This window comes from Ruegeria sp. CDSA236, from assembly GCF_059611285.1.
Genome location: NZ_JBXWPG010000002.1, coordinates 1 through 22,530 on the forward strand (window position 1 = coordinate 1; position 22,530 = coordinate 22,530).

General features: G+C 57.6%; 22 protein-coding genes. 17 read left to right on the forward strand and 5 right to left on the reverse strand.

Annotated features, from left to right (window positions below; genetic code table 11):
- Nucleotides 1-175: 175 nt before the first annotated feature.
- The 3 genes from AC2FLB_RS03955 (at nucleotide 176) to rpsD (ending at nucleotide 2,803) form a co-directional block, all read left to right on the forward strand.
- Nucleotides 176-1,183, forward strand: coding sequence for a helix-turn-helix domain-containing protein (locus AC2FLB_RS03955; RefSeq protein WP_496706727.1), 1,008 nt, complete (start codon nucleotides 176-178; stop codon nucleotides 1,181-1,183).
- Nucleotides 1,184-1,465: 282 nt separating this feature from the next.
- On the forward strand, nucleotides 1,466-1,969 hold the full coding sequence (locus AC2FLB_RS03960; protein ID WP_282021538.1) for a hypothetical protein: 504 nt from the start codon (nucleotides 1,466-1,468) through the stop codon (nucleotides 1,967-1,969).
- Nucleotides 1,970-2,182: 213 nt separating this feature from the next.
- Entirely contained in the window at nucleotides 2,183-2,803 is a 621-nt protein-coding gene (rpsD, locus tag AC2FLB_RS03965) for a 30S ribosomal protein S4 (protein ID WP_058279997.1), read from the forward strand.
- Between the two features lie 129 nt (nucleotides 2,804-2,932).
- Here the strand turns inward: rpsD and AC2FLB_RS03970 are convergent, their stop codons facing one another.
- Entirely contained in the window at nucleotides 2,933-3,394 is a 462-nt protein-coding gene (locus tag AC2FLB_RS03970) for an Lrp/AsnC family transcriptional regulator (RefSeq protein WP_142636466.1), read from the reverse strand.
- 103 nt (nucleotides 3,395-3,497) lie between these two features.
- On the opposite strand from AC2FLB_RS03970, the gene AC2FLB_RS03975 reads away from it, so the two are divergent.
- From AC2FLB_RS03975 to AC2FLB_RS03990, 4 genes are all read left to right on the forward strand, one after another.
- Nucleotides 3,498-4,913, forward strand: a complete 1,416-nt coding sequence (locus AC2FLB_RS03975; protein WP_496708679.1) for an aminotransferase class V-fold PLP-dependent enzyme — start codon at nucleotides 3,498-3,500, stop codon at nucleotides 4,911-4,913.
- Nucleotides 4,914-4,978: 65 nt separating this feature from the next.
- Complete coding sequence (hisC, locus tag AC2FLB_RS03980) at nucleotides 4,979-6,064, forward strand: histidinol-phosphate transaminase (RefSeq protein ID WP_496708680.1); 1,086 nt, start codon at nucleotides 4,979-4,981, stop codon at nucleotides 6,062-6,064.
- Nucleotides 6,061-6,981 carry a prephenate/arogenate dehydrogenase family protein gene (locus AC2FLB_RS03985; RefSeq protein ID WP_496708681.1) on the forward strand — a complete coding sequence of 307 codons (921 nt, stop codon included), beginning with the start codon at nucleotides 6,061-6,063 and terminating at the stop codon, nucleotides 6,979-6,981. The genes hisC and AC2FLB_RS03985 overlap by 4 nt, the downstream gene beginning before the upstream one ends.
- Nucleotides 6,978-7,697, forward strand: a complete 720-nt coding sequence (locus AC2FLB_RS03990; protein ID WP_496708682.1) for an extensin-like domain-containing protein — start codon at nucleotides 6,978-6,980, stop codon at nucleotides 7,695-7,697. Before AC2FLB_RS03985 ends, AC2FLB_RS03990 begins: the two co-directional genes overlap by 4 nt.
- Here the strand turns inward: AC2FLB_RS03990 and AC2FLB_RS03995 are convergent.
- A complete protein-coding gene (locus AC2FLB_RS03995) occupies nucleotides 7,694-8,695 on the reverse strand; it encodes a DUF2125 domain-containing protein (protein WP_496708683.1) in 1,002 nt (333 codons plus the stop codon). The two genes, AC2FLB_RS03990 and AC2FLB_RS03995, sit on opposite strands and share 4 nt — an antisense overlap.
- 67 nt (nucleotides 8,696-8,762) lie before the next feature.
- Between AC2FLB_RS03995 and AC2FLB_RS04000 the strand changes: the two genes are divergently transcribed.
- The 3 genes from AC2FLB_RS04000 to AC2FLB_RS04010 all read left to right on the forward strand — a co-directional run bounded on the left by AC2FLB_RS04000 (nucleotide 8,763) and on the right by AC2FLB_RS04010 (nucleotide 12,227).
- Nucleotides 8,763-9,293 (forward strand): gamma-glutamylcyclotransferase, encoded by a 531-nt coding sequence (locus tag AC2FLB_RS04000; protein ID WP_496691028.1) that lies wholly within the window; start codon nucleotides 8,763-8,765, stop codon nucleotides 9,291-9,293.
- Nucleotides 9,294-9,362: 69 nt separating this feature from the next.
- Complete coding sequence (locus AC2FLB_RS04005; protein WP_282021534.1) at nucleotides 9,363-10,544, forward strand: biopolymer transporter ExbB; 1,182 nt, start codon at nucleotides 9,363-9,365, stop codon at nucleotides 10,542-10,544.
- A gap of 3 nt (nucleotides 10,545-10,547) precedes the next feature.
- Complete coding sequence (locus AC2FLB_RS04010; protein WP_496708684.1) at nucleotides 10,548-12,227, forward strand: peptidoglycan -binding protein; 1,680 nt, start codon at nucleotides 10,548-10,550, stop codon at nucleotides 12,225-12,227.
- Nucleotides 12,228-12,364: 137 nt separating this feature from the next.
- Here the strand turns inward: AC2FLB_RS04010 and clpA are convergent, their stop codons facing one another.
- Together clpA and gloB are read right to left on the reverse strand one after the other, a co-directional pair.
- The gene (gene clpA, locus AC2FLB_RS04015) at nucleotides 12,365-14,689 is read right to left on the reverse strand and encodes an ATP-dependent Clp protease ATP-binding subunit ClpA (protein WP_496708685.1); all 2,325 of its coding nucleotides are present in this window, start codon (nucleotides 14,687-14,689) and stop codon (nucleotides 12,365-12,367) included.
- Between the two features lie 174 nt (nucleotides 14,690-14,863).
- Entirely contained in the window at nucleotides 14,864-15,631 is a 768-nt protein-coding gene (gene gloB / locus AC2FLB_RS04020) for a hydroxyacylglutathione hydrolase (protein WP_496708686.1), read from the reverse strand.
- Nucleotides 15,632-15,692: 61 nt separating this feature from the next.
- On the opposite strand from gloB, the gene AC2FLB_RS04025 reads away from it, so the two are divergent.
- From AC2FLB_RS04025 to AC2FLB_RS04055, 7 genes are all read left to right on the forward strand, one after another.
- Nucleotides 15,693-16,427 carry a class I SAM-dependent methyltransferase gene (locus AC2FLB_RS04025; protein ID WP_142636487.1) on the forward strand — a complete coding sequence of 245 codons (735 nt, stop codon included), beginning with the start codon at nucleotides 15,693-15,695 and terminating at the stop codon, nucleotides 16,425-16,427.
- A gap of 310 nt (nucleotides 16,428-16,737) precedes the next feature.
- Nucleotides 16,738-17,298: a F0F1 ATP synthase subunit delta gene (locus AC2FLB_RS04030; RefSeq protein ID WP_142636489.1), complete on the forward strand. Its 561-nt coding sequence runs from the start codon at nucleotides 16,738-16,740 to the stop codon at nucleotides 17,296-17,298.
- Nucleotides 17,299-18,837 carry a F0F1 ATP synthase subunit alpha gene (atpA, locus tag AC2FLB_RS04035; RefSeq protein ID WP_142636491.1) on the forward strand — a complete coding sequence of 513 codons (1,539 nt, stop codon included), beginning with the start codon at nucleotides 17,299-17,301 and terminating at the stop codon, nucleotides 18,835-18,837.
- Between the two features lie 15 nt (nucleotides 18,838-18,852).
- Nucleotides 18,853-19,728: a F0F1 ATP synthase subunit gamma gene (locus tag AC2FLB_RS04040; RefSeq protein ID WP_496691024.1), complete on the forward strand. Its 876-nt coding sequence runs from the start codon at nucleotides 18,853-18,855 to the stop codon at nucleotides 19,726-19,728.
- A gap of 20 nt (nucleotides 19,729-19,748) precedes the next feature.
- Nucleotides 19,749-21,173 carry a F0F1 ATP synthase subunit beta gene (atpD, locus tag AC2FLB_RS04045; protein ID WP_142636495.1) on the forward strand — a complete coding sequence of 475 codons (1,425 nt, stop codon included), beginning with the start codon at nucleotides 19,749-19,751 and terminating at the stop codon, nucleotides 21,171-21,173.
- Between the two features lie 12 nt (nucleotides 21,174-21,185).
- On the forward strand, nucleotides 21,186-21,596 hold the full coding sequence (locus AC2FLB_RS04050) for a F0F1 ATP synthase subunit epsilon (RefSeq protein ID WP_142636498.1): 411 nt from the start codon (nucleotides 21,186-21,188) through the stop codon (nucleotides 21,594-21,596).
- A 114-nt stretch (nucleotides 21,597-21,710) separates the two neighbouring features.
- Nucleotides 21,711-22,061: an H-type lectin domain-containing protein gene (locus tag AC2FLB_RS04055; RefSeq protein ID WP_496708687.1), complete on the forward strand. Its 351-nt coding sequence runs from the start codon at nucleotides 21,711-21,713 to the stop codon at nucleotides 22,059-22,061.
- Nucleotides 22,062-22,075: 14 nt separating this feature from the next.
- On the opposite strand, the gene rpiB is transcribed toward AC2FLB_RS04055, so the two are convergent.
- Nucleotides 22,076-22,528 (reverse strand): ribose 5-phosphate isomerase B, encoded by a 453-nt coding sequence (rpiB, locus tag AC2FLB_RS04060; RefSeq protein ID WP_142636502.1) that lies wholly within the window; start codon nucleotides 22,526-22,528, stop codon nucleotides 22,076-22,078.
- Nucleotides 22,529-22,530: the final 2 nt, after the last annotated feature.

A 22,530-nucleotide genomic window follows, 5' to 3' on the forward strand; every position in this document is an offset into this window, starting at 1 on the left:
TCGACAACGCATACGGAGACCGAAACCTCATCTGCACATGCCCACCAATGGACGCTTACGAAGAAGCCGCAGAGTAAACAGACGACAACCGGATCAGCCCACGCACTGTCCGCGGGCTGATCCATCCCGGGCCATATGCCTTTGCCTGTGGCCCAGGCTTTTCAGCGGGGGAGACATGAAGCATTGCATCTTCGAAAATGACCAAGCCTATCTGGCTGAGCCAACCTCTGCTGCGTTCGTGCGAACCCACAACATCGATGTGATCGTGCGCGATAGTAGTGCATTTGCCTCGGCCGAGATGATCAGGGAATTTTATCATGCCCTGAGCGACCTGACCGGCGACCATTCCTATGTCGTTAATCTGCGTTTGGCTGGTGCGGGGTCCGTAGGAGGACCGCAGTACTGGACCGGAAGAGCGGCTGTTTTCTGGGGCGATTTTTCGGATTGTTGGACGTTGTCCGACGCCGAAAGAACATGGGTCTCACAAGTTCTGAACCTTTCGCCACGGACCATTCTTGTCGGTGGTGCCGTGCTTGTGCTGGCCCAGATTAGATTGTCGGAAAAAACAGTCGCGGCCATTCACCCCAACTTCGATGCAGCAGCGCGTGAAGCAAGTTTGACCAACTGTGGTACAGGCACATATCTGGCGGCGCGCGGGCGCACGCATAGCGCGACGACACGTCTAAGTACGCTGCGTTTGTTGGCGGATTTTGTTTCGTTGGACCATGGTGAGAATATGGCAGATAACCTACGCGGGTTTATCGGCCTGTCCGAGCCCAAGCGGGACTGCGAAAGCCAGCTTGCCAATCGCTTGATCCATCGTGCGGGCGGGGATCACCTGGTTATGTCAGCGGTTGAGGCAATGCTGAATCATGTCGAAGAGCCACTCAGGATCACGGATCTTTCGAACATGGTCGGCACTTCAACCCGGCAGCTTCAGAGACGGTTTCTGAACAAGACGGGGGCAAAGCTTTTGGCCACATACCGAGAATTGCGTTTGGAACGTGCGCATAGCCTGCTGCGGTTTACGGATTTGCCACAAATCGAGATTGCCACCGCCACAGGGTTTTCGTCTACAACGTCACTGAAACGTGCTTTTCGAGACCAGTACAAGACGATGCCGGAAGATATCCGCAGCCTCCGCTTTTCCGGTGGGATGGCGGATCGGGGGCTGGTGAACTGACAGCTCGTGCAGTGTGCCGATTAGGGCGCACGCATTTGAAATCTAAATCCGCTGTGGTTGGCGAATCGAAAAAAGCCTGATCAGACCGAATGCAGGGCAGACCGATATTCGGGCTCAGTATGATCCTTTAAGTCTTTGAAACGCGGATTTCTGCATCCGGATTCTGATTCTGTTCTGCAACATTCTCGTGATTGCTGCAATTCCGTCCCTTTTCTGCCGGAATCGTCACTGATAAACCCTTGGCCATCGGGCAGTGATTTGTTGAGGGGTACGGGCGGTAAAATGAATACCGGGGTAAACGGTCGTGTTGCCATTTCATGGTCGCAGACAGAGATTGATGGGCTAGAGGCGGCGCCTCTGGCATTTTTAAATGTAGGGTCGGCCTGGTCCTGGCGCGGTCAGGCATCGATGCTGGCAGGCAGCGCTGAAGTTGTCGGGCGTAAAAACGCATTTGCATCAGGTACAATCGGGCGCGTTATTCCTGCCACGACTTTTTCGGATAATGTCGTCGGAACGCTCGAGCTTATGAACGGGGCGCAACGGTTTTCAGCGTTACTGGTCGTTTCCGATGATGATGAAAGCCCGTCGCTGGTGTTTGAAAGCGGCTGTCCTTCACGCGATCAGGAATTCTGGATCAGCGCATATACTCAGATCAAGCATCAGAGTGGTGAAGTTGCAGAGCAGGACGGAACTGTCGTCGCGTTTCATCGTAAGGCCACTCAGTTCCAGTACACTGGTGTCGCGAACCTACGCGCAACTGTAAACGGTGCCACTTTAGCGGAGTAAATCCCGTTAGTGGTGCCGTCTTTGAATCAAATTTCAGAAAGTTTCGGTTCCTTCCGTTCGGCATGTTGACTCTGCCAGCGCTACGGATATAAGCGCGGCTTCATTGGTGTTGGTGGCCCCCGCAAGGGGAGGCCTGTCATGAGGGAAACCTCAAGAGGACAACGCCCTTCATAGTGGCCTATCAGGGCCTCGACCTTAAGAAGGAGATCAGCCGTGACCAAACGCACGTCTGCCAAGTACAAAATCGACCGCCGGATGGGCGAAAACATCTGGGGTCGTCCGAAATCCCCGGTCAACCGTCGTGAATACGGCCCTGGTCAGCACGGTCAGCGCCGGAAAGGCAAACTGTCTGACTTCGGTCTGCAGCTGCGTGCCAAGCAGAAGCTGAAGGGCTACTATGGCGACCTGACCGAAAAGCAGTTCCGCCGCATCTATGCCGAAGCTGTTCGTGTCAACGGCGATACCGGTGAAAACCTGATTGGTCTGCTGGAACGCCGTCTGGACGCCGTTGTCTATCGCGCCAAATTCGTCGCGACCGTGTTCGCCGCGCGTCAGTTCGTGAACCACGGCCACGTCACAGTGAACGGCAAGCGGGTCAACATCCCCAGCTACCGTGTCAAAGAAGGCGACGTCATCGAAGTACGTGACAAGTCCAAGCAACTGGCCGTTGTTCTTGAAGCTGCTGCTCTGGCCGAGCGTGATGTTCCTGATTACATCGACGCCGACCACTCGAAAATGACCGCGACTTTCGTGCGCGCACCAGGTCTGGGCGATGTGCCTTACCCTGTCATGATGGAACCGAACCTGGTTGTCGAATTCTACGCGAAGAACTAATCTTCGCCGAAATCGAAATTCGAAAGGCCGCGCGGTTGCGCGGCCTTTTTCGTTTTAGGGGACTCTGCCCCCAATCACGACCAGCCGCGATGCCCCCCGAGCAATTTTTTTGGCCAAATAAAGAGCAGATCAGATTGGCAAGGGTCGTCCTTCTGCAATTGCCTCCATCGCGAAATATGAGGTTACGCTGTCCAGCTCGACTTTTTCGATGAGGCGTTGATAGACCTTGTCGTACGAAGCCATATCCTGCGTAACAACCTTGAGCTGATAGTCGTAGTCGCCGCCAATGCGGTGGAAGTCCACGACCTCTGGTATCGTCAGAACATGCCTGCGAAAGGCCTGTAACCACTCGGCCGAGTGGTGCCGCGTACGCAGCATGACGAAGACTACAAGGCTTAGCCCTAGTTTTTCGCGCGCGATTTGCGCCGTCGATCCGATGATGACGCCCTGATCATTCAGGGCCTTCAGCCGACGCCAGCAGGCGTTTTGCGACAGCCCGATGCGGTCGGCCAGTTCTCGTTGGGACAGCGTAGCGTCGGTTTGCAATTCACGCAGCAGGCGGTGGTCAATATGATCTAGATTTTTTGACATTCCAAATCATATGACACATGATTTATGAAAACCATCTAAAAATATGCATTATATACACAACACATATCAATCATATTTGTTGGGAAACTTCGGAGTCCATATAATGACACTTTCCCAATTTCGTTCTGACATTGAAGCTGCTGTTCGTAGCGACACGTTGCGCGATGGCTTAATCGGCGAGAATGTTATGATCCCGGGGCTGCGCGGGGACATACCTTTGGTTTACGCGGATTATGTTGCGTCGGGCCGCGCATTGAAGCAGGTCGAGGATTTTGTGGCCGCGCATGTGTTGCCGTTTTATGCCAACAGCCACACCGAGGCGTCTTATTGCGGGGCCTACATGACCCGACTGCGCCGCGAGGCCCGTGCGGAAATCTCCCGGATTGTTGGCGCCGGGGAAAATGATGCGGTGATCTTTACGGGATCGGGCGCTACAGCGGGTCTCAACCGGCTGGTCAACCTGTTGGGGATCGAGGCTGCTGCGCGACCAGTGGTTTTGATCGGCCCATATGAGCACCATTCGAACATCCTGCCGTGGCGGGAAAGCAAAGCGCTGGTGATTGAAATCCCCGAAGCACCCGAAGGGGGTGTCGATCTGTCGGCTTTAGAGCGTGCCTTGGCGGAAAACGCGGATGCGGATCTGATCGTCGGATCATTTTCGGCCGCTTCGAATGTGACGGGCATAATCACTGATCCCGACCCGGTTACGCGGCTGCTCAAGGCTAATGGTGCTGTAGCGGTTTGGGATTATGCGGGCGGTGGGCCTTATCTGCCAATGGAAATGGGCCCGGCGGATGCGCGCAAGGATGCGATCGTGGTCTCTCCTCATAAATTTGCCGGTGGACCCGGCGCGTCTGGTGTATTGATCGTCAATCAAAACGTTGTGCAGCGAACATGCCCCAGCTGGCCCGGTGGTGGCACTGTGAGTTTCGTGTCCCCTTGGGGGCATGACTACAGCGCCGATCTTGCAACGCGCGAAGAGGCGGGAACGCCGAATGTCATAGGCGATATCCGTGCCGCGTTGGCTTTCATGGTCAAAGATGCGGTTGGCGCAGACGAAATCGCAAGGCGCGAGGCGCTCTACAACCAGATGGCATTGGAAGGGTGGGGAGATAACCCAGGTCTGACCTTGTTGGGCGCGGACAATCCACATCGGTTGCCGATTTTTTCCTTTCTTGTTCATGACAGTAAAGGTCAGCCGGTGCACCAGCAGTTATTCACCCGGATGCTGAGTGATGTTTATGGCATTCAAGCGCGGGGCGGGTGTGCTTGTGCAGGGCCCTATGCCCATCGGTTGCTGGGTATTGATCGTGCAGCCTCGGAGCAGTTGCATGCGGCGCTTGGTGCTGGTGAAGAGTTGAAAAAACCCGGTTGGGTGCGTCTGAACTTTTCATATCTGATGTCCCAAGAGACTGCCCGCTTCATCATCGACAGCGTCAATGACCTGTCCCGGCGGACCGAAGAATTTACCCCCTTTTACGACGCCGACCCGGCGACAGCCCGCTTCAAGGCGGCTTAAGGGAATTGCCGCTTTTCTCAACGCTTTGAGACGGGTATGAGGGGCTTCTAAATACGGAGCCCCTTATGACCCAGATCACCCCTCAACCCGGCATTATGGACATCGCGCTTTATCAGGGCGGCCAGTCGAAGTTGGCGGGGGTCGACCATGTGATCAAGTTGAGCTCGAACGAAAACCCCTTTGGCCCCAGCCCCAAAGCGATCGAGGCAGTACGGGACAGTGCGGCCACCCTGAACCGGTATCCCAGTACAGATCACGCCAGTCTGCGTATGGCTATTGGCGAACGCCACGGGCTGGACCCGGCGCGAATTATCTGCGGCGTGGGCAGTGACGAGGTGCTGCAATTCGTGGCACAGGCTTATGCCGGTCCGGGGGATGAGGTTATCTATACCGAACACGGATTTTCGATGTACCCGATCATCGCTCGGATGGCGGGGGCAACTCCGGTGATGGTGTCTGAAACCGATCGTCACGTGGATGTGGACAACATTCTTGCCGCTGTGACTGACCAGACCCGGATCGTGTTCGTGACCAATCCGGGCAATCCGACATCGACCATGATCCCCGAGGCTGATCTTATCCGACTGGCCGAAAGCTTGCCGCAGACCTGTCTGATGGTGATTGATGGCGCCTATGCCGAGTTTGTCGAAGGGTTCGACGGAGGCCGCGCTCTGGTGGATCGGTTCGAGAATGTGATCATGACGCGGACCTTTTCCAAGATCTATGGACTGGGTGGGCTGCGGGTCGGTTGGGGCTATGCGGCGCAAGAGATCATTGATGTGCTTAACCGGGTGCGCCAGCCCTTCAACCTGTCGCTGACTGCGTTGGCCGCTGCCGAAGCCGCCATAAAGGACGAAGAGTACCTGACCTTTTGCCACAGCGAAAATGCACGCTTGCGGGTTTGGCTTTCGGCCCAGTTGTCCAAAATCGGCGTATCTTCGGATGCGTCCAGCACCAATTTTATTCTCGCCCGTTTTAGGGATCAGGCCGAGGCCGAAGCGTGCGACGATTACCTCAAGACACAGGGTTTGATCGTGCGCCGCGTGGCGGGATATAACCTGCCAAATGCTCTTCGGATCACGGTTGGGGACGAGGAGGCTTGTCGCCGTGTCGTTGCGGCCATAACCGCTTTCAAAGGGGGCGCCGCATGAGCCAGGTATATGACCGCGTTGCGCTGATCGGGTTGGGCCTGATCGCATCGTCGATGTTCTGGGCGATTAAACGTGCTGGATTGGCCGCCGAAGTAACCGGCTATGCCCGGTCCGAGGCCACGCGCGACACCGCGCGCAAGATTGGCCTATGCGACCGGATCTGTGACACCGCGCAAGAGGCCGTTGAGGGGGCAGACCTTGTGGTTCTGTGCGTGCCTGTTGGCGCGATGGGCGCGGTAGCGCAGGAGATTGCGCCTGCCCTGAAGTCGGGCGCGACCGTGTCAGATGTGGGTTCGGTCAAGCGGCATGTCATTCAGGATGTCTCGCCTCACATCCCGCAGGGCGTTCATTTCATTCCCGCGCATCCGCTGGCCGGGACCGAGCATTCCGGCCCTGAATCCGGATTTGCCGAGCTGTTCGATAATCGGTGGTGCCTATTGGTGCCGGTAGAGGGCTCGGACCCGGAGGCCGTTGCGCGACTACGCTCATTGTGGACGGGTTTGGGTTCGAATGTTGATGAGATGGATGCCGATCACCATGATCTGGTTCTTGCAGTGACATCCCATGCGCCACACCTTATCGCCTATACGATGGTCGGCGTAGCGGATGATCTGCGCCGTGTGACCGATAGCGAGGTCATCAAATACTCGGCCGCGGGCTTTCGGGATTTCACCCGGATCGCGGCCTCGGACCCGACTATGTGGCGCGATGTGTTTCTGACCAACAAGGATGCGACGCTGGAGATATTGGGGCGTTTCACCGAAGAGCTCTTCGCCCTGCAGCGGGCAATTCGGACAGGGGATGGCGATCAACTGTTCGATTACTTCACCCGTACACGTGCGATCCGGCGCGGTATCATTGATGCGGGGCAGGATACGGACGCCCCGGATTTCGGTCGCGGGAAGACCAACCCATGAGGCGCGGTTGGAGGGTTCTGTCGATCGGGTGGGTGGCGCTTGGCGCCACAATCGGCAATGCAGCGCTATCGGATCAACCCACGATCCTCGGCGACCAACCGGTTCTGGCCTTTGCCGCCCCGGTCGGGATGCAGCCAGAGTTGCAGCCGAATACGCTGGTACAGCAGGTGCTGTTCAAAAAGCGTAAGCTGCGCAAAACATCGGTCTGCGGGAATATCGAAATTCAGGGCAAGCCGGTGGGTAATGTTCCCGGCAAGATCAAAGCCTGCGGGATCAAGGAAGCGGTACAGATCACCTCAGTTTCTGGTGTGGCGCTTAGCCGTCCGTCCACCATGGATTGCGGCACAGCAATTGCGCTGAACCAATGGGTCGAGAAAAGCGTGAAGCCCACCTTCAAAAGGCGCGGTCCCGTTGTCGAACTGCAGGTCGCGGCCCACTACGCATGCCGAACGCGCAACAACCGCAAGGGTGCGCGGATATCGGAACACGGTAAGGGCCGGGCCATAGACATATCAGGTTTCAAGATGGCGAATGGCGAGGTTGTGACCGTTCTGAACGGTTGGCGCAAGAACCCGTCAAAGAAGCAACTGACCAAGATCTGGCGCGCCGCCTGCGGGCCGTTCGGAACGGTACTTGGCCCGAATGCGGACCGGTATCACCGGGATCATTTTCACTTGGACACAGCCCGGTATCGCCGTGGCCCGTACTGCCGTTAACGCAGGATCAACCGCGGGGCCGGACCAAGGGGTAGCGGGCCAAGCGCCACATAGCCCTCACGGAAATTCAACTGAAGATCCAGCGCGTCGGGATTGCCCCCCAAGCCAGCCATGAATTTCAGGGCACGTGTAACAGGGTCTACCGCCTGATCGGGTAGGGCCCCTGCGGCGTTGGCCATGGCAACCATCTCACGCCAATTTTCAGCCTTGATCGAAATCTCTCCGGTAGGAATACCCTGTTCGTCCACGTCCAGCTCTCCGGCAGCGAACAGGCGCAATGCACCCCATTTCATCTCAGCCAGACGCAGGTCGATCCGGGTGGGCTGAGGCCGGCTTTGCTCCAACGCGGATCGGTCCCAGGGTTTGTCAAAGGTGGCGACCATGTCCAATTCCAGCGCATCGAATGTCTGGGGCAGTGTGGTGGCGGAATGCATCATGGCGCGCAGATCATCGCCGGGGGAAAAGCCGTCGATCCGTGCGCTGATCGCATAGGCTTGAGGATTTTCGGTTTGCTCCATCACCAGACCAAGCGTGGTTCCCGCTGCTAGCAAATCAGCATCATTGGCAACGGACCATGGTCCGGCAGTCAGAGACATTTTCTCTAGCATCAGCGCGACACCAGGTTGCAACTGCAGCTCGGCCTGCAGGTCAGCTGCAACGATGGTCGACGTTTGATCGAAATAGGACAGCAGCTGCGGCGTTTCCGCGAAACGCAGAACTTGCCGACCCGGCCAGATCGCGGGGCTTTGGAATTCGATCCAGTCGGCGCTCCAGGCGGTGCCGTTGACCGGGTCGGCCAGTGCGGGGCTGTTCAGTCGGGTGACGTGGTTGAACGGATAGCCTGCTGTGGCTACGTCCGAAAAATCGGCCAGCCAGCCTCTTTCTTGTTGGTTGTCGAACCATGTTGTGATCGCGTTGCGCAATCCATATCCGGCGACGAACCAATAGGCGCTCCAGATCGCAGTGATGAAAATGACTACTCGTATTAGCCCGCGCATTGCTAATGGCCCTTTTTCCCGCCTTGAAATTGATGTTTATAGGCGCAAACGGGCAAGGACCAGTGCTATGACGATGTGGGTTTTCGGATATGGGTCGCTGCTGTGGAATCCCGGCTTTCCCGTGTCCCGCAGCGAACGCGCAACCCTGAATGGATATGCGCGGTCTTTCTGCATGAGTTCGATTCATCACCGCGGAACCGAAGAGAAACCCGGCCTTGTTCTGGCGTTGGATGAACAGCAAGACACCCTGTGCAAAGGTCTGGCCCTCGCCGTCGAAGCAGGCCACGAAGAGCGTACCTTGCATGAACTGCGCGAGCGCGAGCTGATCTCGTCGGCCTATGTCGAAAAGATGCTGGATGTGCATTTGGAAACGGACGAGGTCGTAACGGCAGTCACCTATGTTATCGACGCAGATCACGTGCAGTATTGCGGGGGCATGCCGTTGGAAGACCAGGCGCAGATCATTGCCCATGCTGTTGGCGGGCGTGGTCCAAATACCGAATACCTTTATAACACTGCTGAACATCTGACCGAGATTGGTCTGCGTGATCCCGATCTTGAGTGGTTAGCGCAACGGGTGCGAAGCATTACCTCATAAACCCTTGGCGTCACCGGCAGATTTTCGGTAGATTCGCGTCAGAGCAGAAAAGAACCGGGAAAAACGCGCATGGCGCAGGCACAACAGGGCGCGAGACCGCATTTCTCGCAACCCATTCGTCAGATCGTAACGATGCTTGTGGCGATCGGCCTGGCTGGTATGGGCATCTTCATGGCGCTGCCTTACGTTTTGCCGGTTTTCTATGCAAACCCCTATCTGAACGGTTTTATCCTTCTGGTATTTTTTGTCGGCGTAATTGCCTGTTTTTATCAGGTGACACAGTTGATCGGTTCGGTGCGCTGGATCGAGTCCTTCGTTGGTGGCGTTGTTCATGAGGACGCGCGCACGCCTCAGCTTTTGGCACCGCTGGCGTCGCTGCTGCGGGACCGGGGTGCGCGATCACAGATCAGTTCCAGTTCGACCCGATCTATTTTGGATTCGGTGGCCGAACGGGTCGAGGAAGAGCGTGAGATCACGCGTTATATCACCAATGTTCTGATCTATCTTGGGCTTTTGGGAACGTTTTTTGGTTTGGCCACGACGGTCCCCGCTATTGTCGACACGATCCGCAGTCTCAATCCGCAGGATGGCGAAGAAGGGCTGGCGGTGTTCAATCGCCTGATGGTTGGCCTTGAAACCCAACTGCAGGGAATGGGCGTGGCCTTTGGGTCTTCGTTGCTGGGCCTTGCCGGATCGCTGATTGTGGGGTTGCTGGAACTGTTCGCGGGCCACGGGCAGAACCGGTTTTATCGAGAGCTCGAAGAATGGTTGTCCTCGATCACCCGTGTCGGCTTTGCAGCAGGCGATGACGGCAGCAGCACCGAACTGGCGGTTCTGACACCGGTTCTGGATGCAATGTCCGAACAGATGAACGCCCTGCAGGACTTGTTTTCGGCGCAGGAAACCGACCGGGCCGAGCTGTCGGGCAAGCTGGGGCATCTTGTCGGCGCTATCGGAGATATGAACCAGCGTCAGTCTGAGACCGAGAATGTCACCGCTGCGCTGGAACGTGTCGCACTGGGGCAGGACGCTCTGCTGGATCATCTGCGGGAACAGGGGACCAGCGAAGGAATAGACGCAGAAAGCCGCATGCGCCTGCGCTCGATGGATGTTCAGTTGCTGCGTATCCTCGAAGAAATTTCTGCAGGCCGCCAAGAAAGCATGAGCGAGCTGCGCAAGGACATCGAACTGTTGGTCAAAGCTCTTACATTGCCCAGAGGCGCCGTTCGAACCGCTCCGGAAGGAGAGTAATCCATGGCTCTGTCCCGTCGCACAGGTCAGCGGTTTCAGGGGTCGGTCTGGCCTGGTTTCGTGGATGCGATGACCGGGCTGTTGATGGTTCTGACCTTTGTGTTGACCATCTTCATGGTGGTGCAATTCGTGCTGCGCGAGACGATTTCGGGGCAAGAGGATGAACTGACCGCTCTGTCCGGCGAAGTGGCGGCCCTTGCCGGTGCGCTTGGGTTGGAAGAACGGGAAAACAGCCGCCTTCAGGCCCGGTTAGGGGCGCTGAATGCGACCCTGACGCAGGCCGAGGAAGATCTGGCGCAGGCGGAAACCAGGATCACGTCATTCGAAGCACAGGTCGCATCTCTGTTGGCCGATCAAGAGCGGTCGCTGGGGGTTATCGCCTCACTGGAATCTGAGCGTTCGGAATTGCTGAATGAACAAGAGGCCCTGAACCTGGCCCTTGCCCATAGTCGTGCCGAGGTCGATGCCCAGGCCGAGGCCGCCCGGCTTGATGCTGCCCGCCGCGAAGCGCTTGAAGCGTTGGTGGCGGATCTGGAACAAAATGAGGCCGCGCAGGCCGCATTGGTCACCGAGCTTGAAGGCCAGCTTGACGCCGAAGAGGCCGCGCGCCTGGCCGAAGCTGCGGCTGCCGATAACCTGCGCAATCGTCTGCAGGACGCGGATGCGGAACTGACCGCTATGACGCTGGCTCTGGAAGCGCAACGCAAGCAAGCCGAAGAAACCCTGACCCTGTTGGCCGCTGCGCAAGCTGCCAAGGCCGAGCTGGAGCGGCAGTTTGGTGAGCTCGATAGTCAGGAGTTGCAGGCCCAGCTGCAAGCGGCATTGGCCGCCCAAACCGACGCTCTGACAGCGGAACAGATACAGCGTACATTGGCCGAAGAACGCGCAGCCTTGCTGGCCGTTGCGCGTGAGGCAATCTCTGCCGAGAAAGCCGTTTCAGCCAAGGCGCAGCGTCAGACTGCCTTGCTGAACCAGCAGATGGCAGCCCTGCGCGAGCAGTTGGGTGGATTGCAGGCCCTGCTGGACGATTACGAAGACCGCAACGCCGCCGCAGATATTCGTATTCAAACATTGGGTCAGGATCTGAACGCCGCACTCGCCCGCGCCGCCTCGGAAGAGCGTCGTCGTCGTCTGTTGGAAGAGGCCGAGCGCGCCCGGCTTGAGGCCGAGGCCGAGGCTCTTTCGGGTCAGAACCAAGAACTTACGGCGCAGGCCGAGGATCTTCAGCGATATCGCTCGGAATTCTTCGGTCGGTTGCGCGATGTGCTGGGTAATCAGGAAGGCGTTCGGATCGAAGGCGATCGGTTTGTGTTCTCGTCCGAAGTACTGTTCGATACAGGATCAGCAGTGCTGTCGCCCAAGGGTCAGCTTGAGATCGCCAAGGTGGCCAATATACTGCGCAGTGTCGCGGCTGAAATTCCCGAAGGCCTGAACTGGGTTATTCGCGTGGACGGCCATACCGACAATGTCCCGCTGGCCGGAACTGGCCGCTATCGGGACAACTGGGAGCTTAGCCAGGGACGCGCCTTGTCGGTTGTCCGTTATATGGTCGATGCGCTGGGTATTCCACCGCAACGTCTGGCGGCCAATGGCTTTGGTGAATTCCAACCCTTCAACCCCGCAAACACCCCAGAAGCGCGCGCTCAGAATCGCCGGATCGAATTGAAGCTGACCGAGCGCTGATTGCAGCAAGTAAGGCCCATTGTCAGAGTTGGGTGGTTTTCCGGGCGCCCCTGAGATTTTCTTTTGAGACAGGTGACTCAGCTCGGGCAAGAAAAAAGCCCGGCGTAGAAGCCGGGCTTTGATTTGATGCGCTGCTTTTAATCTGCAGTCAGAAGCGGGGGTTTGTCGCCAGGGATGCGCGGTTGATCGGGGCCAAAAATGTCCAGATCCAGCTCTCCCTTCTTGACCGAGACGCGAACGACACCGCCCTTGGCCAGCTTGCCGAACAGCAGCTCCTCGGCCAGAGGTTTCTTGATGTGTTCCTGAATGACGCGTCCAAGTGGCCGCGCACCCATCTTGTCGTCATAGCCTTTGTCGGCCAGCCATTCGGCGGCTTTTGGCGTCAGGTCGATGGTCACATTGCGGTCCAGAAGCTGTGCCTCAAGCTGAAGAACGAATTTCTCGACCACCTGCAGGATGACCTCTTTCGGCAGCGGCGCGAAGGAAATGACAGCATCCAGACGGTTGCGGAATTCCGGCGTGAACATACGTTCGATCGCGGCGGTATCCTCACCTTCGCGGCGGTCGCGGGCAAAGCCGATGGCCGCCTTTGCCTGTTCTTGCGCCCCTGCATTCGAGGTCATGATCAGCACCACGTTGCGGAAGTTCACCGTGCGACCATTGTGGTCGGTCAGCTCTCCGTGGTCCATCACTTGCAGCAGGATGTTGAACACGTCCGGGTGGGCTTTTTCGATCTCATCCAGCAGCAGAACGCAATGCGGATGCTGGTCGACACCATCAGTCAGCAAACCGCCTTGGTCGAACCCGACATAGCCCGGAGGCGCACCGATCAGGCGGCTGACCGCGTGTTTCTCCATGTATTCCGACATATCAAAACGCAGCAGTTCCACTCCCAGCGTATCCGCCAGCTGTTTCGCGACTTCGGTCTTTCCCACACCGGTTGGGCCAGCAAACAGATAGTTGCCGATGGGCTTTTCCGGCTCGCGTAGACCGGCGCGCGCCAGTTTGATGGCGCTGGACAGCGCCTCAATCGCCACGTCTTGCCCGAAGACCACCCGTTTGAGCGACTTTTCAAGGTCTTTCAGAACCTCGGCATCGTCCTTGGTGACGTTCTTGGGTGGAATGCGGGCGATCTTGGCAACAACGGCCTCGATCTCTTTGACACCGATGGTCTTGCGGCGCTTGCTTTCAGCAACCAGATGCTGGGCCGCACCGGCTTCGTCGATCACGTCGATCGCCTTGTCGGGCAGCTTGCGGTCATTGATGTAGCGTGCTGACAACTCGACCGCGGTTTTAATCGCGTCGGCTGTATATTTGATCTCGTGGTGCTTTTCGAAATAGGGCTTCAGACCGCGCAGGATCTTTACGCTGTCCTCGACCGAAGGTTCGTTCACGTCAATCTTCTGGAACCGGCGGCTGAGCGCGCGATCCTTTTCGAAATGCTGGCGAAACTCTTTGTAGGTGGTCGAACCCATAGTGCGCAGTTTTCCACCCTGCAGGGCCGGTTTCAACAGGTTCGAGGCATCCATTGCCCCGCCCGAGGTGGCACCGGCACCGATGACGGTGTGGATTTCATCAATGAACAGAACCGCGTCTGGGTGATCCTCAAGCTCGGTCACGACCGCTTTCAGGCGTTCTTCGAAATCACCGCGATAGCGGGTGCCTGCCAGCAATGCACCCATATCCAGCGAATAGATGGTGGTTTCTGACAGGACATCGGGGGCCTCGCCAGAGATGATCTTAAATGCCAGCCCCTCTGCGATTGCGGTTTTGCCAACGCCCGGATCACCGACCAGAAGCGGGTTGTTCTTGCGCCGGCGGCATAGCACCTGAATGCAGCGCTCAACCTCATCGGCACGACCGATCAGCGGGTCTATATCGCCTGCTCGCGATTTCGCGTTCAGGTCGATGCAGTATTTCCCCAGCGCGCTTTCTTTTTGCTCGCCATCGGCAGTGTTGGCCGGAGATTCCTCTTCCGCCTGATCCGCGCCCGATACCGAACGGCTTTCGCCGTAGGCCGGGTCCTTGGCCACACCATGGGCGATGAAATTCACCGCATCGTACCGGGTCATATCCTGTTCCTGCAGGAAATAGGCTGCGTTGCTTTCGCGTTCGGCAAAGATTGCGACCAGAACATTCGCCCCGGTCACTTCGGTCCGGCCCGAACTTTGAACATGGATCGCAGCGCGCTGGATCACACGTTGGAAAGCGGCTGTCGGTACAGCCTCGGACCCGTCAATATCGGTGACAAGGTTCGATAGGTCTTCGTCGATGAATTCCACCAGAGTGCTGCGCAATTCGTCAAGAACGACGCTGCAGGCTTTCATCACGCGGATCGCATCGGGCTCTTCCAACAATGCCAGAAGTAGATGCTCCAGCGTTGCGAATTCATGTCGCCGTTCATTCGCAGCCGCCAGGGCCGCGTGGATGGCTTGTTCTAGTGTGCTCGAGAATGAAGGCACGCGGGTGCTCCTCTGTCTTGGGTCAGAAGGGGGCGGGCTGAAGGCCGGATCCCCATCCCAACCATGTCCTCATACTATTAGAGTTTGGTTGATCAGAGCCCGGCTTCAAGGGTTTTCTTGCTCTTGACAGTCACATTTGTTGTGACCGTGGCTGTGAAGTAGGTGAAATAGGTATCAAAACCGATCTTTTCTAGCCCTGATTTCAGCAAAAATTTTGGCTGGTTCGGCGCCTGCCATACCCAGATGCGCCTGAATCGCCGGGTCAGCGGCGCGCAGGAAGGGGTTAGTGGCCTTTTCCAGCGCCAGAGTGGAGGGAACTGTAGGCTGTTTGGCGGCTCGGGTGCTGTCAATATCTGCGACGCGCTTCTGCAGTGCAGCATTGCCTGGATCGACGGTGAGAGCGAATTTGGCGTTGGACTGCGTGTATTCGTGCCCTGAACAAACCAGCGTGTCATCCGGCAAGGCGCTCAGTTTACACAGCGATTCCCACATCTGCGGTGCGGTGCCTTCAAACAGGCGTCCACAACCCATTGCCATCAGGCTGTCGGCGGTAAAGACCACCGCGCTTTGCGGCATGTGAAAGGCGATATGACCAAGAGTATGCCCCGAAACGTCCAGAACAAGGACGGGTTCCCCGCCGATTTCAAAACTGTCGCCGTCATTGACCTGTTGATCCAAGGGTGGCAGGCGATGTGCGTCGGCTGCCGCGCCGATCACCGTCGCCGGGTGCTGTTCCAAAATGGCTGGCAACCCGTCGACATGGTCGAAATGGTGATGCGTGAGCAACACATGAGACAAGCCCCAGCCACGTCGTTCCAGTTCTGACAGAATCGGGCCGCTTTCAGGCGCGTCGATTAATGCGGTGTTGCCGCTAACCGCGTCATGCGCCAGAAATGCGTAGTTATCGCTGAGACATGGGATAGTGACGATCTCAAGAGGCATGGCCTTTTGCCCTTTCGTTGCTAGACTGCGCTCAGCTAATCCGATTGGCCAGGTGTCCGCAATGCATCTTGATGTGCAGGATCTGAGGAATTTCTACTACCGCAGCACTCTTGGTCGTGCAGCGCAGGCGGCCATTCGTGGGCGAATGATTGATCTGTGGCCCGAGGCCAAAGGTCAAACCGTCGTAGGGTTTGGCTTTGCTGTGCCGTTGTTGCGGCCCTACCTGAAAGATGCGCGCCGCGTCATCGGGCTGATGCCCGGGCCGCAGGGGGTGATGCCCTGGCCTGCGGGAATGCCCAACGTATCTGTTTTGACGGAAGAGACCTTGTGGCCGATTGAAACGGGCCATGTGGACAAGCTGGTGGTGATGCATGGACTTGAAACGTCACAACGTCCCGCCGAATTGCTGGCGGAATGCTGGCGTGTGCTTGGTCCCGGTGGACGGGCGCTTTTTATCGTACCGAACCGTGCGGGGCTGTGGTCACGGACCGATCGAACGCCATTTGGATTCGGGCGCCCTTATTCTGCCTCGCAGTTGGAAAGCCAGCTAAGAGCGCATCACTTTATGACGGATAACTATTGTTCCGCCTTGTATTTGCCTCCGTCCTTCCGTCGGTTCTGGTTGAAATCCGGCAGCCTGATAGAGAAAACTGGCCAGCGCTTGCCGACGATCATGGCAGGCGGCGTTCTGATGGTTGAGGCGACAAAGCAAATCAGACCGCCCAGCGGAACCGTCACCAAAGCGACAGGGCGCCGTCAGATCAAGGCGCTGGATGGCCTGCTCAAGCCAGCCTAGCGCAACGCCGGTACTAGCTTCCATCATAAGGCCGAAACACGCGAAAATGGCTGCAGGAATCGCAAAACCTTGCGGTTTGGTAACATTTTTCACCCTCATCAGCCGTATAAAAGGGTCGCACCCAAGCTAAGTATCTGAAATAGAACGCTTTGTGGATAAGGTGCCCATGGTGATAATATGTTGCTAGCTGGGTTTACCTCTGCTACATCCCCGTTGATTTTGATCCCCGGCCTTATGGACGGGGTTTCTTCACGCCCCCGGGTAGCTGCCGCAACGCGAATTCGGGGCCCAAAATATCGGAAGGGTGGACGTGTCCGAACCAGCTTCGATTTCCACAGGCATCGCCGAGCGCTATGCCACAGCGATTTTTGAGATCGCTAAAGAGAATAAAGACCTCGCAGGTCTGGAAACCGGAATCAACGATCTGGCAGCAGCATTGGGCGACAGTGCCGATCTGCGCGACCTGATCGCCTCGCCTCTGGTTTCGCGCGCTGAACAAGAAGGCGCGATTACAGCGATTGCCGACAAGATGGGTCTGAACGCCATCCTGCGCAACACGCTGGGTCTGATGGCGCAGAAACGCCGTCTGTTCGTTGTGCCGCAACTGGTGCAGGTTCTGCGCGACATGCTGGCCGAAGAGCGTGGCGAAGTGACCGCCGATGTCGCCTCGGCCAAGGCGCTGACTAAGACACAGATGGATAAACTGTCCAAAACGCTGTCCGAGCGTGTGGGCAAGACCGTGACAATAAATGCGACCGTTGATGAAAGCCTCATCGGCGGTCTTGTCGTTAAAGTGGGCTCGAAGATGATCGACAGCTCGATCCGCTCCAAGCTCAACTCCCTACAGAATGCAATGAAAGAGGTCGGATAAATGGGAATCCAAGCTGCAGAGATTTCTGCAATCCTGAAGGACCAGATCAAAAATTTTGGTCAGGAAGCCGAAGTGGCCGAAATCGGTCGCGTGCTGAGCGTCGGTGACGGGATTGCCCGTGTATACGGCCTGGACAATGTGCAAGCCGGTGAGATGGTCGAATTCCCCGGTGGCATCATGGGCATGGCGCTGAACCTGGAAAGCGACAACGTCGGCGTTGTTATCTTTGGTTCTGACCGTGACATCAAAGAAGGTGACACTGTTAAGCGCACCAACTCGATCGTGGACGTGCCAATCGGCAACGGCCTGCTGGGTCGTGTTGTTGACGGCTTGGGCAACCCGCTGGACGGCAAGGGCCCGATCGAATCCACCGAGCGCGGCGTTGCAGACGTCAAAGCGCCGGGCATCATCCCGCGTAAATCGGTTCACGAGCCGATGGCAACCGGCCTGAAATCGGTCGATGCGATGATCCCGATTGGCCGTGGCCAGCGAGAGCTGATCATTGGTGACCGTCAGACCGGTAAAACTGCCGTTGCTCTGGACGCAATCCTGAACCAGAAAGTGTACAACGAAGCAGCAGGCGACGACGAGTCCAAGAAGCTGTATTGCGTTTATGTGGCCATCGGCCAAAAGCGTTCGACCGTTGCTCAGCTGGTGAAGAAACTGGAAGAATCCGGTGCGATTGAATATTCGATCGTTGTGGCCGCAACCGCGTCCGACCCGGCGCCGATGCAGTTCCTGGCACCTTATGCCGCGACCGCGATGGCTGAGTTCTTCCGTGACAATGGCCGCCACGCGCTGATCATCTATGATGACCTGTCGAAACAGGCCGTGTCTTATCGTCAGATGTCGCTCCTGCTGCGCCGTCCGCCCGGACGTGAAGCCTATCCTGGCGACGTTTTCTACCTCCACTCCCGCCTGCTGGAGCGTTCGGCGAAGCTGAACGAAGACTTCGGCGCGGGCTCGTTGACGGCTCTGCCGGTTATCGAAACCCAGGGTGGCGACGTTTCGGCGTTTATTCCGACCAACGTGATCTCGATTACCGACGGCCAGATCTTCCTTGAAACCGAGCTGTTCTATCAGGGTATCCGTCCTGCTGTGAACACCGGTCTGTCGGTTTCGCGTGTGGGCTCCTCGGCTCAAACCAACTCGATGAAGTCGGTTGCTGGCCCGGTTAAGCTGGAGCTGGCTCAGTACCGTGAAATGGCTGCCTTTGCGCAGTTCGGTTCCGACCTTGACGCCGCAACCCAGCAGCTGCTGAACCGTGGTGCGCGTCTGACCGAGCTGATGAAACAGCCGCAGTACTCGCCGCTGACCAACGCTGAAATCGTTTGCGTCATCTTCGCTGGCACCAACGGTTACCTCGACAAGATCGACGTCACCGATGTTGGCCGCTATGAAGCTGGCCTGCTGGCGCATCTGCGTGGCAAGCACGCGGATCTGCTTCAGTGGATCACGGACGAGGACCCCAAGATCAAGGGCGACGCTTCCGACAAGATCAAGGCTGCGCTGGACGAATACGCCGCAACCTTCGCTTAAGGGAGAGGCGGGCACATGCCAAATCTTAAGGATCTAAAAAACAGGATCGAGTCGGTCAAATCGACCCGCAAGATCACCAAGGCCATGCAGATGGTCGCGGCCGCAAAACTGCGCCGCGCCCAGGAATCTGCCGAAGCCTCGCGCCCCTATGCCGCACGGTTCAATGCCGTGATGGCGGGGCTGGCGGCATCGGTCGGGGGCAGCGACAGCGCCCCCAAGCTGCTCCGTGGTACGGGCAGTGATGATGTCCATCTGCTGGTTGTGATGACAGCTGAACGCGGCCTGTGTGGCGGCTTCAACTCGAACATCGCCAAGCTGGCCCGCGCCAAGGCTTACGAGCTGAAGGCAAAGGGCAAGACGGTCAAAATTCTGACCGTTGGCAAAAAAGGTCGTGATGCAATCAAGCGCGACTTTGGCGACCTGTTCGTGGGCCATGTCGATCTGAGCGAGGTCAAGCGTCTGGGCTATACCAACGCGCAGGACATCGCAAAAGACGTCCTGTCCCGTTTCGACGCGGGTGAATTCGACGTTGCCACGATCTTCTACTCGAAGTTCGTCAACGTCGTAAGCCAGACCCCGACGGCACAGCAGATCATCCCTGCCTCATTCGAGGATGTCGAAGGGGACGACAGCGGCGCGGTCTTTGATTACGAGCCCAGCGAAGAGGCCATCCTGGCCGATCTGCTGCCCAAGGCGGTTGCGACTGCGATCTTCTCGGGACTGCTTGAAAACGGGGCCTCGGAACAGGGTGCACGGATGTCCGCGATGGACAACGCGACACGCAACGCGGGTGAGATGATCGACAAGCTGACGATCCAGTTCAACCGTTCGCGTCAGGCCGTGATCACCAACGAGCTGATTGAAATTATTTCCGGCGCCGAAGCGCTGTAGAGACAAACCGGAGACGAAACATGGCGAATGCAAAAGGCAAAGTCACTCAGATTATCGGGGCCGTCGTCGACGTGCAGTTCGATGACGCACTGCCTGAAATTCTGAACGCGCTGGACACCACCAACAACGGCAAGAAGCTGGTTTTGGAAGTGGCACAGCACCTGGGCGAAAACACTGTCCGCACCATTGCGATGGACGCGACAGAAGGTCTTGTACGTGGTGCCGAAGTCACCGACACCGGCGCACCGATCGCGGTTCCGGTCGGCAACGCGACACTGGGCCGTATCCTGAACGTTGTGGGCGAGCCCATCGACGAAAAAGGTCCCGTGGAAACCACCGAAACGCGCTCCATCCACCAGGACGCGCCGGATTTCGCGGATCAGGCCACTGAATCCGAAGTTCTGGTGACCGGCATCAAGGTTGTTGACCTGCTGGCCCCTTACGCCAAAGGCGGTAAGATCGGCCTGTTCGGCGGCGCCGGTGTTGGCAAAACCGTTCTGATCATGGAACTGATCAACAACATCGCCAAAGTGCACTCAGGCGTGTCCGTGTTCGCCGGTGTTGGTGAGCGAACCCGTGAAGGCAACGACCTGTATCACGAGATGATTGAATCCGGCGTTATCGTTCCCGACAAGCTGGAAGACTCGAAAATCGCGCTGGTTTACGGCCAGATGAACGAGCCTCCGGGTGCCCGTATGCGGATCGCTCTGTCGGGTCTGACCCTGGCGGAACAGTTCCGTGATGCAACCGGTGCCGACGTTCTGTTCTTTGTCGACAACATCTTCCGCTTTACGCAGGCGGGTTCCGAGGTTTCGGCTCTGCTGGGTCGTATTCCTTCGGCGGTGGGCTATCAGCCGACACTGGCGACCGACATGGGCGCGATGCAGGAACGCATCACCTCGACCAAGTCCGGCTCGATCACGTCGGTTCAGGCCGTCTATGTTCCTGCGGATGACTTGACCGACCCTGCGCCGGCCACATCGTTTGCACACCTGGACGCGACAACCGTTCTGAACCGTGCGATCTCGGAAAAGGGTATCTACCCTGCCGTTGACCCGCTCGACTCGACCTCGCGTCTGCTCGACCCGGCCATCGTCGGTGAAGAGCATTATACCGTTGCGACTGACGTTCAGCAGATCCTCCAGCGCTATAAGTCGCTGCAGGACATCATCGCGATCCTCGGCATGGACGAACTGTCGGAAGAAGACAAACTGACCGTGGCCCGTGCCCGTAAGATTGAACGCTTCCTGTCGCAGCCGTTTGACGTGGCCGAAGTCTTCACTGGCTCGCCTGGTGTTCAGGTTCCTCTGGATGTCACCATCGCGTCGTTCAAGGCCGTTGTGGCCGGCGAATACGATCACCTGCCCGAGGCAGCCTTCCTGATGGTTGGCGGTATCGATGAAGTGATCGCCAAAGCGGAAAAGATGGCCGCAGAAGCCGCCTAAGGAGCACACCTGATGGCAAACACGATGCACTTTGACCTCGTCAGCCCCGAGCGGAGCCTTGCTTCGCTCGCGGTGACTGCGGTCCAGCTTCCCGGCGCGGACGGGGACATGACGGCGATGCCCGATCATGCCCCCACCATCACCACGTTGCGCCCCGGTCTGCTAAAGGTCGAGGCACCCGAAGGGTCCAGCGAATACCTGGTCACCGGCGGGTTTGCCCAGATCAATGGCGACAGCATGTCGGTTCTGGCCGAAAAGGCCATTCCGGTCTCTGAAGTGACCCGCGCGCATCTGGACGATCTGATCGCCGAGGCACGTGCGTCGCATGACGCGGCCAAAGGCGGCGACGATCAATCAGTCGTCGACGATGCGGCCAAGCTGCTGGCCGATATGGAAGCTCTTGGGACACATATGAGCCTGTAAGTTTCAGGACATGTAGATTTAGAAACGGCCCTGCCTGTGCGGGGCCGTTTTTTTGTGGTGATTTTGGATGAAGGGCGGTCTAAGGTTCCGTAATTCTTTATAAAAGACGACAAAATGCAGACTTTTAGTACCCATCCGATTGGTATCGACCAAGGCGAAGTTGTGCTGTTCTCCGACTTCGCAGATGGCGGTGACATGTGGACAGGCGAGGGGCCGCGCGAACGACGCTCGGACATAGAATTCAGCCAGCCATACCGTTCCGCGCCTGTTGTACAGATCAGCGTGTCACTGTGGGATGTTGATACATCTTCGGCATTGCGCGCCGAGGTCAAGGCCGAGGACATCACGCCCGAGGGATTTGCTGCGGTGTTCCGTACCTGGTCGGATACCCGCATCGCGCGCATCCGAATATCTTGGACAGCGTTCGGCGAGGTGCCGCATGAGGATGACTGGGATATTCTGTGAAGCCAGCCTTGGGTTTAGGACTCGTCCGATGCCTCTATCATGGCGACCCGGTGTGCATGCCGTCCGCCTTCGAATTCGGCTGACAGGAACGCATCCACTATATCCAGCGCCTGACCCTCACCCACGACCCGGGCGCCGACAGACAACATGTTGGCGTCGTTATGCTGGCGGATCATGCGTGCGGAAAAGGCATCCGAGCAGACACCGCAGCGAATGCCGGGGACCTTGTTGGCCGCCATCATGATACCTTGACCCGTTCCACACAGAACGATGCCAAGCTGACAATCCCCGGAAGCCACTGCTTGGGCGGCGGCTTTGCCATGAACAGGGTAATGGGTGCTCTCAGGTGTCTTGGGGCCGATATCGACGACGTCCCATCCCTGGGCCGCAATATGAGAGGCAACCGCCTGGCGTAATTCGATAGCTGCGTGGTCGCTCGATAGAACAATGCGTTTTGAGGCTGTCACGG

Excerpts from the sequence above, each read along its gene's own strand:
- AC2FLB_RS03955 (WP_496706727.1), top strand. The coding sequence starts at position 176 with ATGAAGCATTGCATCTTCGAAAATGACCAAGCCTATCTGGCTGAGCCA.
- AC2FLB_RS03960 (WP_282021538.1), top strand. The coding sequence starts at position 1,466 with ATGAATACCGGGGTAAACGGTCGTGTTGCCATTTCATGGTCGCAGACA.
- AC2FLB_RS03970 (WP_142636466.1), bottom strand. The coding sequence starts at position 3,394 with ATGTCAAAAAATCTAGATCATATTGACCACCGCCTGCTGCGTGAATTG.
- AC2FLB_RS03975 (WP_496708679.1), top strand. The coding sequence starts at position 3,498 with ATGACACTTTCCCAATTTCGTTCTGACATTGAAGCTGCTGTTCGTAGC.
- hisC (WP_496708680.1), top strand. The coding sequence starts at position 4,979 with ATGACCCAGATCACCCCTCAACCCGGCATTATGGACATCGCGCTTTAT.
- AC2FLB_RS03985 (WP_496708681.1), top strand. The coding sequence starts at position 6,061 with ATGAGCCAGGTATATGACCGCGTTGCGCTGATCGGGTTGGGCCTGATC.
- AC2FLB_RS03990 (WP_496708682.1), top strand. The coding sequence starts at position 6,978 with ATGAGGCGCGGTTGGAGGGTTCTGTCGATCGGGTGGGTGGCGCTTGGC.
- AC2FLB_RS03995 (WP_496708683.1), bottom strand. The coding sequence starts at position 8,695 with ATGCGCGGGCTAATACGAGTAGTCATTTTCATCACTGCGATCTGGAGC.
- AC2FLB_RS04000 (WP_496691028.1), top strand. The coding sequence starts at position 8,763 with ATGACGATGTGGGTTTTCGGATATGGGTCGCTGCTGTGGAATCCCGGC.
- AC2FLB_RS04005 (WP_282021534.1), top strand. The coding sequence starts at position 9,363 with ATGGCGCAGGCACAACAGGGCGCGAGACCGCATTTCTCGCAACCCATT.
- AC2FLB_RS04010 (WP_496708684.1), top strand. The coding sequence starts at position 10,548 with ATGGCTCTGTCCCGTCGCACAGGTCAGCGGTTTCAGGGGTCGGTCTGG.
- gloB (WP_496708686.1), bottom strand. The coding sequence starts at position 15,631 with ATGCCTCTTGAGATCGTCACTATCCCATGTCTCAGCGATAACTACGCA.
- AC2FLB_RS04025 (WP_142636487.1), top strand. The coding sequence starts at position 15,693 with ATGCATCTTGATGTGCAGGATCTGAGGAATTTCTACTACCGCAGCACT.
- atpA (WP_142636491.1), top strand. The coding sequence starts at position 17,299 with ATGGGAATCCAAGCTGCAGAGATTTCTGCAATCCTGAAGGACCAGATC.
- AC2FLB_RS04040 (WP_496691024.1), top strand. The coding sequence starts at position 18,853 with ATGCCAAATCTTAAGGATCTAAAAAACAGGATCGAGTCGGTCAAATCG.
- atpD (WP_142636495.1), top strand. The coding sequence starts at position 19,749 with ATGGCGAATGCAAAAGGCAAAGTCACTCAGATTATCGGGGCCGTCGTC.
- AC2FLB_RS04050 (WP_142636498.1), top strand. The coding sequence starts at position 21,186 with ATGGCAAACACGATGCACTTTGACCTCGTCAGCCCCGAGCGGAGCCTT.
- AC2FLB_RS04055 (WP_496708687.1), top strand. The coding sequence starts at position 21,711 with ATGCAGACTTTTAGTACCCATCCGATTGGTATCGACCAAGGCGAAGTT.